This window comes from Herbidospora sakaeratensis, from assembly GCF_001570525.1.
In the GTDB taxonomy this organism is placed as follows: Bacteria; Actinomycetota; Actinomycetes; order Streptosporangiales; family Streptosporangiaceae; genus Herbidospora; species Herbidospora sakaeratensis.
The window spans coordinates 328,738-342,894 of record NZ_BBXC01000013.1; the positions used below are offsets into that span (position 1 = coordinate 328,738).

A 14,157-nucleotide genomic window follows, 5' to 3' on the forward strand; every position below is an offset into this window, starting at 1 on the left:
CCGATGAGAAGACAACCCCCGAAGCAGCAGAAGAAGAAGGACGACGGCTTCATCTCAGAAACGATCATCTATTCGACCGAGGACGACTACCCGACGGAGCCCGTCGAGAGGAAGCGGCCGACCGGCTCGAAGGTGATCAAAAAGCCTTCCAAGTCGACATACAAGCGAAAGATCACCGAGCTCGACGACGCTCCCGGCACCGGGACCGGCGATCGGATGACCAGGGCCCAGAAACGCGCGAGCCAGAAGCTCATCAGCACCGACGACCTCATCGAGTCCCCGCCCGCGCCGATCGTCCCGCCCGTGTCGCCCGAACTGCAGCGCACCCGGACCGAGGCCCGGGTGGCGGGGTACACCCTCTTCGCGACAGCCCTGCGGAAAAAGGTGAACTGGGCGGTGAAGATGGCCGCGGCGCTGGGGATCGACGGCGGCCCCAAGAGCCTGCGGCGCTGGCTGGAGCAGGTCGGCGGGCTGCACCCGGCCTCGACCGTCCCGGAGGTGATCGAGGCGCTGGCGTCCGTCGACGCGCCCGTGCCCGCCCGAGCGTGGCAGGAGATCGCGGCGATCCTCGGCCACACCGACGCGACGGCGGAGAAGGTGCTGGCCAGGATCGCCGTCGAACACGCCACCGACGGCGACGCCGACCTCCAGGGGGCGATCGCGGACTTCTGCGCCCAGGCGGGGCTCGATCACGCCGCCTACCTCACGGCGTACGGCCGTCTGGGCGGCCTGAATCTGTTCGGCGCCGCGGCCACCGACAAGGTCACGACCACCCTCGGCACGCCCATCACATCCCGGCTCGGGGACGCCCTGTCGAGCCATCTGAGCAAGCTCCACGGACCCTTCGCCTCGCCCGTGGTCGCCAGAGGCGGGAACAACGACCTCGACAGGCTCGCCTGGGTGCTGGCCAACATGAAGTCCGCCCGCCAGTGTGTCGCCCTGATCACGGTGTTCGGCCAGGAGATACGGCTGTTCGCCAACCAGCCCGACGCGAAACTCGGCGCCGACTTCCTCAAGCTGCTGAACCTCGCCGAGGCCGACGCGCAGGCCGTCACCACCCAGGTCGAGAAGCTGTTCAACGAGTTGGCCGGACAGAAACTCGGGCAACGCAAATCCGAGCGGATCTCGGACGACGTGCTGCACAAGGCCGAGCGGCGGCTGCGCAAGACGATCCGGTTCCTGGGCGCGAACTACGACACCTGGGCCGACCTGCGGGTCAGGGCGCACACGGCGGCGACCTCTGACAAGGTCCACGCCGAGACCCAGGCGGCCGACGTGGTGCTGCGCCACCGCGACAAGGCGCTGGCCGGCGACCTGAGCGACACCGAGGACGGCGACCTCCGATACCGGCAGGACGTCCTGGAGGCGAAACTCGCCGACGGGAAGAGGGCGGAGTTCGGCCGGCTCGTCGCCAACGCCCAGCTCGCCATCGGGATCTCCAAACTGTGCTGCTTCAAATGCTGGCTGATGCTCCTCGCCGCGGGCAAGAAGAGCGTGCAGTTGCCGGCGGCCGGATCCCACGGCAAGGTCTACGGCTGGCCCGCGCCCGCCGTCCTGGCCAAGTCCTCCATCCTGCTGGCCTTCCTCCAGCTCGACACCGGCGCGCTCAAGGACGACGACGAGGAGGTCCTGGCCGCGGCCATCGCGACGAAGAAGGGACGGCAGGAGATCGTGAACGGGATCAGCACCTGGATGTCGACCGCCGGCCTGGAGTCCGACTACCCGTCGAGCGAGGACGAGAAAGACCTCGACCTCAGCCTGTGGCAGTCCTATTACGACGACGTCGAGGAGTTCACCGACCCCGAAGACGAAGAGGAGGACCCGGACCAGGACGAGGACGAGGAACTCTCGGAGGAACTCTCGGAGGCCGAACCGGTCGTCGTCATCGCGCAGAACACCGTGTCCAAGAAAAAGCAGACGCTCAATTCGGGCTGAGGCCGGGCCGGTCAGGCGGACTCGGGCACCACCGCGGCGGGGCCGGTCGGGGCCGGCTCCGTCTCGTGGGGCGCCTTCCGCACGCCCAGCACCGCGATCAGGCTGATCAGCGCCAGGCCGGCGATGAACAGCGCGACCGGGGTGGAGGAGCCGCTGGCGGCATAGATGGCCGGGAAGGCGGGGGTGGCGGCGCCGGCCACGGTCGCGCCGATGGCGTACGCGACCGAGATGCCGCTGTAGCGGACCTTCAGGTCGAACAACTCGGTGAACAGGCCGCCCTGCGCGCCGGCCATGATGCCCTGGACGATCGCCGCCACCAGGAAGCTGACCAGCGCCAGCCCGGCGTTACCGGTGTTGACCAGGGCGAACATCGGCACCGGCCAGATCACGGCGGTGACCGCGCCGATGACGTAGAGCGTCTTGGCGCCGAAGCGGTCCGACAACCGGGCCGCCACCACGATCGCCACGATCCACACCGACGTGGAGGCCAGCACCAGCGTCAGCAGCGTGTTCCGTTCGAACCCGGCCACCTGCGTGCCGTACGTCAGCATGTAGACGGTGACGGCGTACCCGACGGCGGGCGGGGCGATCGCGGCCAGGCCGGCCAGGACGAGGTTGCGCGGGTGCCGCCGCAGCAGTTCCCTGAACGGCACCCTCTCCACCGCCTTCGCCCGCTTGACCTTCGCGAACGCCTCCGGCTCCGTCAGGCGCACCCGGATCACGAAGCCGACCACGACCAGCACCGCCGACAGCAGGAAGGGGATGCGCCAGCCGTAGGAGAAGAAGTCCTCGTCGGGCAGCCCCGCCACGGCCAGGAACGCCAGGTTCGACAGCAGCACCCCGACCGGCACGCCGAACTGCGCGAAGCTGCCGTAGAAGGCCCGGTTGCGCGGAGTGGCGTTCTCCGTGGAGATCAGCAGCGCGCCGCCCCACTCGCCGGCCACCCCGAAGCCCTGGATCATGCGCAGCGCCACCAGCAGCAACGGCGCCCCGATGCCGATCGCCGCGTACGTCGGCAGCGTGCCGATCAGGAACGTCGCGCCGCCGGTCAGGATCAGGGTGAGCACCAGCATCGACTTGCGGCCGATCCGGTCGCCGAAGTGCCCCACGACGGCCGCGCCGATCGGGCGGACGAGAAAGCCGACCGCGAACGCCGACAGGGAGGCCAGGGTGGCCGCCTCGGGCGAGGAGTCGGTGAAGAACAACCGGGGGAACACCAGCGCGGCGGCGGTGCCGAAGATGAAGTAGTCGTACCACTCGATCGAGGTGCCGATGAAACTGGCCGCGAAGACGCCCTTCATCGACGTCGATCTCTTGGTGCCGTGCTGGGCCATGGGCGTCGCTCCTCAGGACAGGGGGGTGGATGGCGCCGCGACCGGCGGGGCGCCGGAGGGTCCGCCGTCGACGGTGAGGGTGTGCCCGGAGATCCACCGGGCGCGGTCGCTGAGCAGGAAGAGCGCGGCCTGGGCGACGTCCCACGCGGTGCCCTCGGTGCGCAGCCCGGTGGCCTCGCGGCGCGGCCCGCGGCGTTCCTCGGGCATGTTCGCCGCGGCGAACGACCCCCAGATCATGCCGACCCGGACGCAGTTGACCCGGATGCCACGCGGACCCAGCGTGGCGGCCGCCCCGTCGGTCAGGTTCTCCAGCCCGGCCTTGGCCACGGAGTAGACCATCCCGGGGCCCCGGGAGGCCACGGTGACCGAGGAGATGTTCACGATCGCGGCCCCGCGCGGCAGGAGCGGCACGGTGTGCCGCATGACCTGCCAGGCGGAGGTGAGGTTGACCGTCATCAGCGCGGCGAACCGGTCGGGCGTCACGTCGAAGACCCCGGCCGGGTCGCCGGCCGCGACGTTGTTGACGACCGCGTCCAGGCCGCCCAGCCGCTCCCGCACGGCCGAGACGGCGTCGGCGACCTGCCGGTCGTCGGTGACGTCGGCGAGCACGGCCATGGCCGCGCCGCCGTCGCGGTCGATCAGCTTCACGGTGCGCTCGGCGGCCTCCGGGTCCCGGTCGAGCACCGCGACGCGCGCGCCGTGCCCGGCGAGCACCCGGGCGACGGCGTACCCCACGCCCGGGAGCTCGCCCTGCTGGCCCGCCCCGGTGACCAGGGCGGTCCGGCCGTCCATCCACCGCGCCCCGGAGCCGGTGAAGGGATCGTTCAGGGGATCGGAACACGTCAACGGAAGCTCCTTCGGCTGAGACCCGACTATGACGATCGGGGAAGAGGGCGGTCGAGCCGACTTCCGCAGCGTGGAAGTCCGTGTATGGAAAGCGGGTGCGTTTGGGTAGCCTCGGTTAACAGGCGCGTAACTTAGACGGACAGGTGAGCACATGACCGTCCTGACGTCGGCGCAGCGGGTGCTCGCCATCCTGGGGGTCTTCGACACCGAGAACCTGGCGTTGTCCCTCAGCGAGATCAGCCGCCGGACCGGCTTCACGCTCAGCACCACCCATCGGCTGGTGAACGAGCTGCACTGCTGGGGCGCGTTGTCCCGGCACGGCGACGGCAAGTACACCATCGGGCTGCGCATCCTCGAACTGGGCAGCCTCGCGCCCCAGGGCGGCCAGCTGCGCGAGATCGCGCTGCCGTTCCTGCACGACCTCCAGCACGCCACCCGGGCCAACATCCACCTCGGCGTGCCCGAGGGCCACGACGTCATCTACGTCGAGTCGCTGCGGGCGCGCGACACCGTGCCGGTGCCGAGCCGCCTGGGCGGACGCTGGCCCATGCACGCCACCGGGACCGGCCTGGTGCTGCTCGCGCACTCCAGCCAGGAGTTCCAGGAGGAGGTGCTGGCCTCCGACCTGTTCGCGTACACCGTCAACACGCTCACCGACCCCGGCGCGCTGCGGCGCTTCCTCGCCGAGGTGCGCACGTCGGGTGTGGCGATCGTGGAGAGCCAGCTCACCTACGACGTGATGGCGGTCGCCGTGCCGATCCGCGGTCCCCGCGACCGGGTCGTGGCCGCGGTCGGCATCACGCTGCCGAGCGGTTCGGCCTCGCCGCACTCCCTCGTGCCGGCGCTGGCCACCACCGCCCGCAGCATCTCCAGGGCGCTGGGCGCCCCTTCGGCCGCCCACTTCACCGCCCGCGAGGTCAGGCGCGCGCCGAACCGGTGACGCGGGTCAGGCGCGACTTCATCTCGGTACGCTCCAGCGAACCCGGCGGCACCAGCTCGACCGCGGCGCGTACGGTCAGCCGCGACCTGATCAGTTCCTCGATCTCCCGGCGCAGCGCCTCGGGGTCGCAGGGCGCCTCACCCCGCTCGACCTCGACCCGCAGCGGCGGCTCCACCCTCGGCCCGGGGCCGGGCAGCACGATCTGCAGCACGCCGCTGGTGCGCGGATGCAGCGTCTGCACGATGTCGCGGATCGCCGTCGGGAACACGTTCACGCCGAGCACGATCAGCATGTCGTCGGTACGGCCCACACACCGGATCAGCGGCGCGCCGTCCCGCGCCCGGCCGGTCACCAGCACCCGGTCGCGGGTGCGGAAACGCACCAGCGGGCAGCACTCGCGGTCCACCGACGTGTAGACCAGTTCCCCGGACGCGCCCGGTTCGGGGTCGACGGGTTCGCCGCTGTCCGGGTCGATCAGCTCGACCACGACGTGCCGCCCGCCGGTGAAGCGCATGCCGCCCGCGCCGGGCGGCTCGGCGAACAACACCGGCGCCATGTCGGCGTTGCCGAGCCCCTCGGTGACCCGCGCGCCCCACTCCTGCTCGACGTGCCGCTGGAACGCCGGCTCTCCGCCGCCCGGCTCGCCGCCCACGAAGACCTTCCCGACGCCGAACCCGCGCGGGTCGCGTCCCTGCCCGCGCAGGTGTTCGCCCAGGTAGCGGATGTATGAGGGGGTCGCGTGCAGGGCGGTCACGCCGAGGGTCTCCAGCGCGAGCACCGCCTTCTGCGTGGCGCCGGTGCCGATGGGGACCAGGGTGCAGCCGATGCGTTCCAGCGCGTCGCGGATCGGCAGGCCGCCCACGAACAGCGTCAGTCCCGCGCCGTGCAGCACCACGTCCTCGCGCCGGGCGCCCATCGTGACGAAGGCCCGCGCCGTCATCTCCGTCCACGCCTCGGAGTCACGCCTGGTCACGCCGACCCAGCTCGGGCGTCCGGTGGTGCCGGTGGAGGCGTGCACCCGGATCACCTCGGTCATGTCCACACCCGCGTGGCGGCCCAGCGGCGGGGCCTCCTGCTGGGAGTCGCGCAACGTCTGCTTGTCGGTGAACGGGAGTTTGCGCAGGTCGTCCAGGCCCGTGAAGGTCGCGGAGCCGACTCCGTGCGCGGTGAACAGGTCGGCGTAGAACCGCGAGCGCCGGGGCAGCCCGGCCAGGTGCGCGCGGAGCGTCGCGGTGACGGCGTCTCGGTCCTCGTCCGCGACGAAGCCAGCTGTGATCACGTGGGGTCCTTCCTGGGAGGTGGACTCATGATGCCCAGCGGCCGCCGCGGCCCGCGATACGACTTTCACGTCGTGGAAGCCACGTCGATTTCCCTCCCGGGGCTGCTCAGGCTGGCAGGTATGGCAGACACAGTGCGCGCGGCCGTGCAGGCCGCCCCCGGCGTCATCGAGGTGCGCGAGTTCCCCCGGCCGGTCATCGGGCCCGACGACGGCCTGCTGAGGGTGGAGGCCAACGGCGTCTGCGGCAGCGACGTCGAGATCTACCGGGGCCACCTGCGCCCGATGGGGCAGGAGGGCGGCGGGCCGGTGCCGTTCGTGGCCGGGCACGAGCCGATGGGCGTCGTCGAGGAGATCGGCGACCGCGCCTCCGAACGCTGGGGCGTCCGGCCCGGCGACCGGGTGGCCGTGGAGATCATCGTGCCGTGCCACGCCTGCCGCAGGTGCCTGACCGGCCACTACCAGTCCTGCCCGAACCGCAGGCACGCCCACGGCGCCACCGGGATCGACGTCGAGCCGTCACTCTGGGGCGGCCTGGCCGAGTACATGTACCTGTCGCCCGGCAGCATCGTGCACCCGATCGACCCCGCGCTCCCGGCCGAGGTCGCCGCCCTGTTCAACCCGATGGGCGCGGGCGTGCGCTGGGCCTGCCACCTGGGCGGCGTGGGCCTCGGCGACACGGTGCTGGTGCTGGGGGCGGGCCAGCGCGGCCTGTGCTCGGTCGTCGCCGCCCGCGCCGCCGGAGCGGGCGCGATCATCGTCACCGGCCTGGCCTCCGACGCCCGCAAACTCGCCCTGGCCAGGGAGTTCGGCGCCGACCACACGATCGTCGCCGACGAGGAGGACACCGTCGCACGGGTCCGGGAGATCACCGGCGGGGACCTGGCCGACGTCGTGCTGGAACTGACCCCGATGGCGGGCGGCCCGGTCACCGACGCGCTGCTGTCGGCCCGGCACGGCGGCCGGGTGGTGCTGGCCGGCCTGAAGGGCGACCGCGAGATCCCGCTGCGCACCGACCTCATCGTCAACCGCGCGCTCACCGTGGTCGGCGCGTTCGGCGTCGACCACCGCGCCTACCGCGAGGCCGTCGCCCTCATCGAGTCCCGCCGGTACGCGCTGGAGAGGATGCACACACACTCGTTCGGCCTGGAGGAGACGGCGCGGGCCATCGAGACGCTGGGCGGGGACACAACGGCGATCCACGTGTCGGTGCACCCGTGAGCCTCAGTCCAGGACTCCCGAGCGGCGCCACGCCTCGGTTCTCGCCAGTTCGTTGAACGTGAACAGGTGGAACCCGGCCACCACGCCGCCGACGTGCGGCGAGAGCTGGGCGACGAGCCGGTCGGGCCGGTAGCCGCCGGGCAGGAAGAAGCGCGCGGCGAGGTTCTGCTGTTTCCGCAGGAAGCGGGCCGACGGGCCCAGTCCCAGCCCGGCCGAGATCCGGATCAGCCGCTGCCGCGTCACCGCCCCGGGCAGGCCCACCACGACCGGCAGCTCCACGCCGCGTGCCCACGCCAGCGTCGTCCGGGCGTCGAAGCACATCTGGGTGATCACGTGCGTCGCGTACGGGGTCTTCAGCGCCAGCGCCCGATCGATCACGTCCCGGCCGATCGTGCCGTGGCCCTCGGGGTAGCCCGCTATCCCCACGCGCCGGAAGTGGTGTCCCGTCGCGTCCAGCACCTCCAGCAGGGACAACGCGTCGGGGAAGGTCCCCACGGGATGCGGGGCGTCACCGCCGACGACGAAGACGCCGTCGACCCCGGCGTCCTTCAGGCGGGCCACGATGTCGGTCAGTTCCTGTTTGTCGCGGACCAGCCGCGCCGCCAGGTGCGGGGAGACGGTGTACCCGCTGCCCCTCAGCCGCACCGCCAGGTCGAGCGTCGGGCCGAGCCCCTTGGCCTCGGTCGTGGTCACCGTCAACGGCACCGTCGTGGGGACGTGGGTGAGGACGGACTCCTCGGCGTCCCGGAACGGCAGGATCTCGTAACTGATGGCGTGCACCCTGCCGACGTTAAGGAGCGGCTCCGCGCCGGGAACGACGCGGATGACGGCACTTGCGCGCGACAAGTGACGTAGGCGGCCTACGCCTCCTGCGGGTGCGTGGCCAGCGGCTCCACCGTCACGTCCAGCCACGGCCACTGCGGCAGCGAGGCCAGCGCGTCGTGCAGCGCGGTGGCGTCGGGGGCCTCCCACAGGCCGATCACGGCGCGTCTGCCGGGCACCCGCCACAGGCGCCTGAGGGTGCCGTCGGCGCGCAGTTCCCTGGCGCGGGCCCGTTCGGCCTCCTTCAGCCGGGTACGTTCCGCGTCGCTCATGCCGTCCGGGAGACGGGTCTCGAAACGCACCAGGAATTCCATGCGGTCGACGCTAGACCGGCGGCGGAGCCGGCGAATGGGACAAATGACGTAGTGCCCGCCCTGACGAAGCGCGGCATCATAAGGCGTTGTGGACGGCAGACCGCTTTTCGACGCGACCACGCTGCTGGAGCGCCTCCCCGACGGCGTCGCGGTCATCGACGCCGGCGGCCGGTTCGTCCAGGCCAACCCGGCCGCCCGCGCGCTCTGCGGCGACGCCGACCTCGTCGGGGCCGACTCCCCGTTCCCCGCCGGGACCGCCGACGGCGTGGTCGGGTGGGGGGCGGGGCGCGAGTTCGCGTACCAGATGAGGGAACTGACCGGCCGGGAACGGCTGGTGGTCTTCCGCGACGTCACCGAGAGCCGCCGCCACCAGCGGCGGCTGGCGGCCATCGCCAGCGCGGCCGGGCGGGTCGGCGGCGACCCCTCGCTCGGCAGCGTGCTCGACGCGCTGGCCAGGGAGGTGCTGGAGGCGGACGCGCTGGCCAGCGTGCAGATCATGACGGTCAACGCGGCGGGCGCGCGTTTCCAGGTCATGGGCAGCGCCGGGTTCGGGCCCGCCGCCAACTTCTTCGACCTGCTGCTCGACTGCGCCGAGGCCGGGGCCGAGTTACGCATGATCGACGCATTCACCTCGCGGCTGCCGGTCGTGGTGCCCGGCCGGTACGCCGCCGTCATGGCCGACCCGGCCTGGGAGCCGCTGCGCGAGCACATGCGCCACCCCGAATGGGACTGGTTCGCCAGCGTGCCGCTGCTGGTGCGCGGAGAGCCGGTCGGCATCCTCAACGCCTTCTACGCCCCCGGCCAGGAGATCAACGGCACCGCCCTGGACTTCCTGCTGGCGATGGCCGACCAGGCGGCGATGGCGGTGCACTACGCGGCCATGCTGGACCGCGAACGCGAGGTGGCCCGCCGGGAGGAACGCCAGCGGCTGGCCCGCGACCTGCACGACTCCGTGGTGCAGCACGTCTTCTCGATGGGCATGCAGGCCGAGTCGCTCGGCATGACCTCCGGACGGGGGGCGAAGGTCGACTCGGCCTACGTCGTGCGCGTGGCGGGGGAGCTCGGGCAGATCTCCAAGGCGGTGCTCACCGACCTGCGCGTCATGGTGACCGACCTGCATCCGACCCCGTCGGCCGACCAGGGGCTGGCGGCGGCGCTGTTCCTGCTGGCCGAGTCGACGATGGGACGTACCGGACTCGAGGTGGCCGTCACCGTCGACGACCCGCGCCACGACCTCGACGACCTGGAGTCCGAGCTGCGCGAGGACGCCTACCGGGTGATCGCCGAGGCGCTGCACAACAGCGTCAAGCACTCCCGGGGCGGCCGGGTGACGATCACCGCCGGCCTGTCCGGGCGCGGCACCCGCAGGCTGCTGGTCTGCGAGGTCGCCGACGACGGCCGCGGCCTGGACGCCGCGACGGCGGGCGAGGGCGGCTTCGGCATGACCACCATGCGCGAACGCGCCGCCCGCTGGTCGGGACGGCTCACCGTCCGCTCGGAACCGGGCGGGGGAACCTCCGTCCGGCTCGAACTGCCCCTCCCGGCCTCGCTGCCGGCCGAGATACCAGCGCTGAGGATCACATGACGGAGACCATCGGGGTGCTGGTGGTCGACGACCACGCGGTCGTGCGCCGGGGAGTGGTCGCCTACCTGGACGCGCTCGACAACGTCGAGGTCGCGGGGGAGGCCGCCAACGGGCGCGAGGCCCTCGACACCCTGGAGTCGCTGCGGGTACGCCGCCAGCCGCTGCCCAGGGTCGCGCTCATGGACCTGATGATGCCGAAGATGGACGGCGTCGAGGCCACCGCGGAGATCGCCCGCCGTTTCCCCGAGGTGCGCGTCGTCATCCTCACCAGCTTCGGCGAGGTCGAACGCATCCAGGCCGCCCTGGAGAACGGCGCGGCCGGCTACCTCCTCAAGGACGCCGGGCCCTCCGAGGTGGCCGCCGCCATCCACGCCGCCGCCAACGACGACGTCTTCCTCGACACCGCCGTGGCCCGGCGGCTGGCCCAGAAGATGCGCTCCCCGCAGTCCGGCGTGGCCGCGCTGACCAGCCGCGAACGCGACGTGCTGGTGCTCGTCGCGCAGGGGCGCTCCAACCGGGAGATCGCCACCGAGCTGGTCATCAGCGAGCGCACCGCGCGCACCCACGTGAGCAACCTGCTGGGCAAACTCGGGCTGCGCTCGCGCACCCAGGCGGTGCTGGTGGCGATGCGCGAAGGACTGGTGGCCCCGCCGAGCTGACCTACGTCATTGGACGTAGCCGGGCCCCGTCATTAGGGCGATCCCCGGCCGATGCGGGCTGAGTAACGTCCGTGACATGAGCGAAACGCGGGCGTCACGCTCCATCGTCGCCGTCACCGCCCACTCGGGCGACTTCGTCTGGCGGGCCGGCGGCGCGCTGGCGGCGTCGGCCGCGCGGGGCGACGCGGTGAAGGTGATCTGCCTCAGTTTCGGCGAACGCGGCGAGTCGCAGGGCCTGTGGGCGCAGCCCGGCATGGACGTGGAGACGGTCAAACGGGTGCGCCGCGAGGAGGCCGAGGCCGCCGCGGCGGCCCTGGGCGTCGAGGTCGACTTCTACGACCTGGGCGACTACCCGCTGGTGGTGCCGCACGAGGCGACCGAGCGCATCGTCGCCGACCTGCGGGCGGCCCGGCCGGACGTGCTGCTCACCCACGTCGCCGACGATCCGTACAACCGCGACCACAACGTCGCGCACGAGACGACGCTGACCACCCGGATGATCGCGCAGGCCATGGGCCACGACCCGGCGACCCCGCCCATCGGGGCCGCCCAGGTGCTCATGTTCGAGCCGCACCAGCCGGAGATGTGCGGCTTCCGGCCGAACCTGCTGCTGGACGTCACCCCGGTCTTCGACCGCAAACGCAAGGCGATGGAGGCCATGTCCGCCCAGGCGCACCTCGTCGAGTACTACACCGAACTGGGCAGACGGCGCGGGACCCAGGCCCGCCGCAACGGCGCGCCCACGGACGTCGTGCAGGCCGAGGCCTACCAGCGCGTCTTCCCCGTGGTCGGCGGTGAGCTGGGGTGAACCGGCACGTCATCGTCCGCACGAAGGCGCGCCCCGACGCGGCGGCGGTCAAGGTGCTCGCCGAGGCCGGCGTGGCCACCACGCACGAGGCCATGGGCCGCCGCGGGCTGCTCGACCCCGTGCTGCGCCCGATCTATCCCGGTACGCGGATCGCCGGGCGGGCCGTCACCGTGCTCAGCCACCCGGGCGACAACCTGATGATCCACGCCGCGGTCGAGCAGTGCGGCGAGGGCGACATCCTGGCCGTGGCCACCACCTCGCTCTCCCACGACGGCATGTTCGGCGAGCTGTTCGCCACCGCGCTCCAGGCCAGGGGAGTGCTCGGCCTGGTCATCGACGCGGGCGTGCGGGACGTCGCCGAACTCACCGCGACGGCCTTCCCCGCCTGGTCGCGGGCCATCAGCGCGCAGGGCACCGTCAAGGCCAGCCCCGGCTCGGTCAACGTGCCCGTCGTGCTCGCCGGCGCCTGCGTCCGGCCCGGCGACGTGATCGTGGCCGACGACGACGGCGTGCTGGTCGTGCCCCGCGAGGAGGCGCCCGCCGTCGCCGGGGCCGCCACCGTCCGCATGGCGGGCGAGGAGGGCAGACGCGCCCAGTTCCGCGAGGGCGTGCTCGGCCTGGACCTGTACGGCCTGCGCGCCACCCTCGACCGCCTCGGGGTGCGATACATCGACGCCGAAGGAGACCCGCAGTGAGCAGCCTGGAAGACGTCCTGAACGGCGCCGGCACGAGCGTCGCCGAGCATCTCCGCAACCTGCCGACGGGGCCAAACGCCTACCCGGGCGTGCCGCCCGAGTTCACCAACTGGCGGGAGGAGCAGTGGGCCTGGCAGCACACGTGCGTGTTGTTCAACCAGTCGTTCCACATGGCGGAGCTGCTGGTGGAGGGCCCGGACGCGCTGCGGCTGCTGTCGCACCTGGGGGTGAACAGCTTCGCCCGCTTCCCCGTCGACACCGCCAAGCAGTTCGTGCCGTGCACCCCCGACGGCTACGTCATCGGCGACGTCATCCTGTTCCACCTGGCCGAGGACACCTTCAACCTGGTCGGCCGCATCCCCGCGCTCAACTGGGTGACCTTCCACGCCGAGACCGGCGGCTTCGACGTCACGGTCACCCTCGACGACCGCTCGGCGGCCCGGCCCGACCCGTTCGACCGGGTGCACTACCGCTACCAGATCCAGGGCCCCAACGCCGCCAAGGTGATCGAGAAGGCCACCGGCGCGCCCGCGCCCGAGCTGAAGTTCTTCCACATGACGTCCATGACCATCGCCGGCCGCCGGGTGCGGGCGCTGCGGCACGGCATGGCCGGTCAGCCCGGTTACGAGCTGTGGGGCCCGTGGGCGGAGGGCGAGGCCGTGCACGAGGCGCTGGTCGAGGCCGGTCGCGAGCACGGCATGCGCCTGGTCGGCGGCCGGACCTACAGCTCCAACACCCTCGAATCGGGCTGGATCCCCTCGCCCCTCCCGGCGATCTACACCGGCGAGGCGCTCAGGAGCTACCGCCGGTGGTTGCCCGCCACGAGCTACGAGGCCAACGCCAGCATCGGCGGCAGCTTCGTCTCCGCCGACGTCGAGGACTACTACCTCACCCCGTGGGACCTGGGCTACGGCCACATCGTCAAGTTCGACCACGACTTCGTCGGCCGCGAGGCCCTGGAGAAGCTGGCCTCCCGCGAGCACCGCGTCAAGGTCACCCTGGCTTTGGACACGGCCGCGTTCCTGCGCGCCATGGCCACCCAGCTGGAGCACGGCGACCCGGCCAAGTGGTTCGAGTTCCCCTCGGCGGTGTACGCGATGCACCCGTACGACCAGGTGCTCGTCGACGGCGAACCGGCCGGTCTGTCGACCTGGATCGGCTACTCGTGGAACGAGCGCACCATGCTCACCCTGGCCATGGTCGACCCCGCGCACGCCGCGCCCGGCACCGAGGTCACCCTCGTGTGGGGCGAGCCGGACGGCGGCACCCGCAAGCTCACCGTCGAGCCGCACGCCCAGATCGAGGTGGCCGGCGTGGTCAGCCCGGTGCCCTACTCGGAGGTCGCCCGCAGGGCCTACGCCGACGGCGGCTGGCGGCGGGCGCGATGACCGAGATCCCGGAGACCCCCATCCTCGACCGCGCCCACCAGTTGCGCGGCTACCGGATGAACAAGATGGCCATGGGCCTGGGCAACCCGGAGGGGCGGGCGGCGTTCCGCGCCGACGAACGCGCCTACCTCGACCGCTTCGGCCTCACCGAGGAGGAGATCACGGCCGTCATGTCCCGCGACTGGCGCACCATGATCGCCCTGGGCGGCAACCTGTTCCTCATCCTCAAGATCTCCGCGGTCGACCCGGTGCGCATCACCGAGATCGGCGCCCACCAGGTCGGCATGGACCACGAGTCGTTCCTGCGGGACCGGCTCGGGAAGAAGGTGTAGAC

Annotated in this window: 14 protein-coding genes; 9 read left to right on the forward strand and 5 right to left on the reverse strand. The window is 72.0% G+C overall.

Features of this window, described 5'->3' with window-relative positions:
• The first annotated feature begins 3 nt into the window (after positions 1-3).
• The gene (locus tag AW271_RS39945) at positions 4-1,935 is read left to right on the forward strand and encodes a nucleic acid/nucleotide deaminase domain-containing protein (protein ID WP_062339391.1); all 1,932 of its coding nucleotides are present in this window, start codon (positions 4-6) and stop codon (positions 1,933-1,935) included.
• An 11-nt stretch (positions 1,936-1,946) separates the two neighbouring features.
• On the opposite strand, the gene AW271_RS22640 is transcribed toward AW271_RS39945, so the two are convergent.
• Together AW271_RS22640 and AW271_RS22645 are read right to left on the reverse strand one after the other, a co-directional pair.
• The gene (locus tag AW271_RS22640) at positions 1,947-3,269 is read right to left on the reverse strand and encodes an MFS transporter (RefSeq protein WP_083977054.1); all 1,323 of its coding nucleotides are present in this window, start codon (positions 3,267-3,269) and stop codon (positions 1,947-1,949) included.
• 12 nt (positions 3,270-3,281) lie between these two features.
• A complete protein-coding gene (locus tag AW271_RS22645) occupies positions 3,282-4,115 on the reverse strand; it encodes an SDR family NAD(P)-dependent oxidoreductase (protein ID WP_218008130.1) in 834 nt (277 codons plus the stop codon).
• 151 nt (positions 4,116-4,266) lie between these two features.
• Here AW271_RS22645 and AW271_RS22650 point away from each other — a divergent pair, with 151 nt between their 5' ends.
• The gene (locus tag AW271_RS22650) at positions 4,267-5,055 is read left to right on the forward strand and encodes an IclR family transcriptional regulator (protein WP_062339392.1); all 789 of its coding nucleotides are present in this window, start codon (positions 4,267-4,269) and stop codon (positions 5,053-5,055) included.
• Here the strand turns inward: AW271_RS22650 and AW271_RS22655 are convergent.
• Positions 5,033-6,334 carry a phenylacetate--CoA ligase family protein gene (locus AW271_RS22655; RefSeq protein ID WP_062339393.1) on the reverse strand — a complete coding sequence of 434 codons (1,302 nt, stop codon included), beginning with the start codon at positions 6,332-6,334 and terminating at the stop codon, positions 5,033-5,035. The two genes, AW271_RS22650 and AW271_RS22655, sit on opposite strands and share 23 nt — an antisense overlap.
• A 120-nt stretch (positions 6,335-6,454) precedes the next feature.
• Here AW271_RS22655 and AW271_RS22660 point away from each other — a divergent pair, with 120 nt between their 5' ends.
• The gene (locus AW271_RS22660) at positions 6,455-7,552 is read left to right on the forward strand and encodes a zinc-dependent alcohol dehydrogenase (protein WP_062339394.1); all 1,098 of its coding nucleotides are present in this window, start codon (positions 6,455-6,457) and stop codon (positions 7,550-7,552) included.
• A gap of 3 nt (positions 7,553-7,555) precedes the next feature.
• On the opposite strand, the gene AW271_RS22665 is transcribed toward AW271_RS22660, so the two are convergent.
• Together AW271_RS22665 and AW271_RS22670 are read right to left on the reverse strand one after the other, a co-directional pair.
• Positions 7,556-8,332, reverse strand: coding sequence for a methylenetetrahydrofolate reductase (locus AW271_RS22665; RefSeq protein WP_218008131.1), 777 nt, complete (start codon positions 8,330-8,332; stop codon positions 7,556-7,558).
• Between the two features lie 80 nt (positions 8,333-8,412).
• Positions 8,413-8,688 (reverse strand): muconolactone Delta-isomerase, encoded by a 276-nt coding sequence (locus tag AW271_RS22670; protein WP_062339395.1) that lies wholly within the window; start codon positions 8,686-8,688, stop codon positions 8,413-8,415.
• Positions 8,689-8,776: 88 nt separating this feature from the next.
• Here AW271_RS22670 and AW271_RS22675 point away from each other — a divergent pair, with 88 nt between their 5' ends.
• The 6 genes from AW271_RS22675 to AW271_RS22700 all read left to right on the forward strand — a co-directional run bounded on the left by AW271_RS22675 (position 8,777) and on the right by AW271_RS22700 (position 14,155).
• Positions 8,777-10,273: an ATP-binding protein gene (locus AW271_RS22675; protein WP_062339396.1), complete on the forward strand. Its 1,497-nt coding sequence runs from the start codon at positions 8,777-8,779 to the stop codon at positions 10,271-10,273.
• Positions 10,270-10,932 (forward strand): response regulator, encoded by a 663-nt coding sequence (locus tag AW271_RS22680; RefSeq protein WP_062339397.1) that lies wholly within the window; start codon positions 10,270-10,272, stop codon positions 10,930-10,932. The genes AW271_RS22675 and AW271_RS22680 overlap by 4 nt, the downstream gene beginning before the upstream one ends.
• Before the next feature lie 76 nt (positions 10,933-11,008).
• Positions 11,009-11,740, forward strand: a complete 732-nt coding sequence (locus tag AW271_RS22685; RefSeq protein WP_062339398.1) for a PIG-L deacetylase family protein — start codon at positions 11,009-11,011, stop codon at positions 11,738-11,740.
• Entirely contained in the window at positions 11,737-12,435 is a 699-nt protein-coding gene (locus AW271_RS22690; RefSeq protein WP_083977056.1) for a 4-carboxy-4-hydroxy-2-oxoadipate aldolase/oxaloacetate decarboxylase, read from the forward strand. The genes AW271_RS22685 and AW271_RS22690 overlap by 4 nt, the downstream gene beginning before the upstream one ends.
• Positions 12,432-13,823 carry a syringate O-demethylase gene (desA, locus tag AW271_RS22695; protein WP_062339399.1) on the forward strand — a complete coding sequence of 464 codons (1,392 nt, stop codon included), beginning with the start codon at positions 12,432-12,434 and terminating at the stop codon, positions 13,821-13,823. Before AW271_RS22690 ends, desA begins: the two co-directional genes overlap by 4 nt.
• Complete coding sequence (locus AW271_RS22700) at positions 13,820-14,155, forward strand: extradiol ring-cleavage dioxygenase (protein ID WP_062339400.1); 336 nt, start codon at positions 13,820-13,822, stop codon at positions 14,153-14,155. Before desA ends, AW271_RS22700 begins: the two co-directional genes overlap by 4 nt.
• The last annotated feature ends 2 nt before the right edge of the window (positions 14,156-14,157 follow it).

Excerpts from the sequence above, each read along its gene's own strand:
- AW271_RS22660 (WP_062339394.1), top strand. The coding sequence starts at position 6,455 with ATGGCAGACACAGTGCGCGCGGCCGTGCAGGCCGCCCCCGGCGTCATC.
- AW271_RS22640 (WP_083977054.1), bottom strand. The coding sequence starts at position 3,269 with ATGGCCCAGCACGGCACCAAGAGATCGACGTCGATGAAGGGCGTCTTC.
- AW271_RS39945 (WP_062339391.1), top strand. The coding sequence starts at position 4 with ATGAGAAGACAACCCCCGAAGCAGCAGAAGAAGAAGGACGACGGCTTC.
- AW271_RS22680 (WP_062339397.1), top strand. The coding sequence starts at position 10,270 with ATGACGGAGACCATCGGGGTGCTGGTGGTCGACGACCACGCGGTCGTG.
- AW271_RS22700 (WP_062339400.1), top strand. The coding sequence starts at position 13,820 with ATGACCGAGATCCCGGAGACCCCCATCCTCGACCGCGCCCACCAGTTG.
- AW271_RS22685 (WP_062339398.1), top strand. The coding sequence starts at position 11,009 with ATGAGCGAAACGCGGGCGTCACGCTCCATCGTCGCCGTCACCGCCCAC.
- AW271_RS22650 (WP_062339392.1), top strand. The coding sequence starts at position 4,267 with ATGACCGTCCTGACGTCGGCGCAGCGGGTGCTCGCCATCCTGGGGGTC.
- AW271_RS22670 (WP_062339395.1), bottom strand. The coding sequence starts at position 8,688 with ATGGAATTCCTGGTGCGTTTCGAGACCCGTCTCCCGGACGGCATGAGC.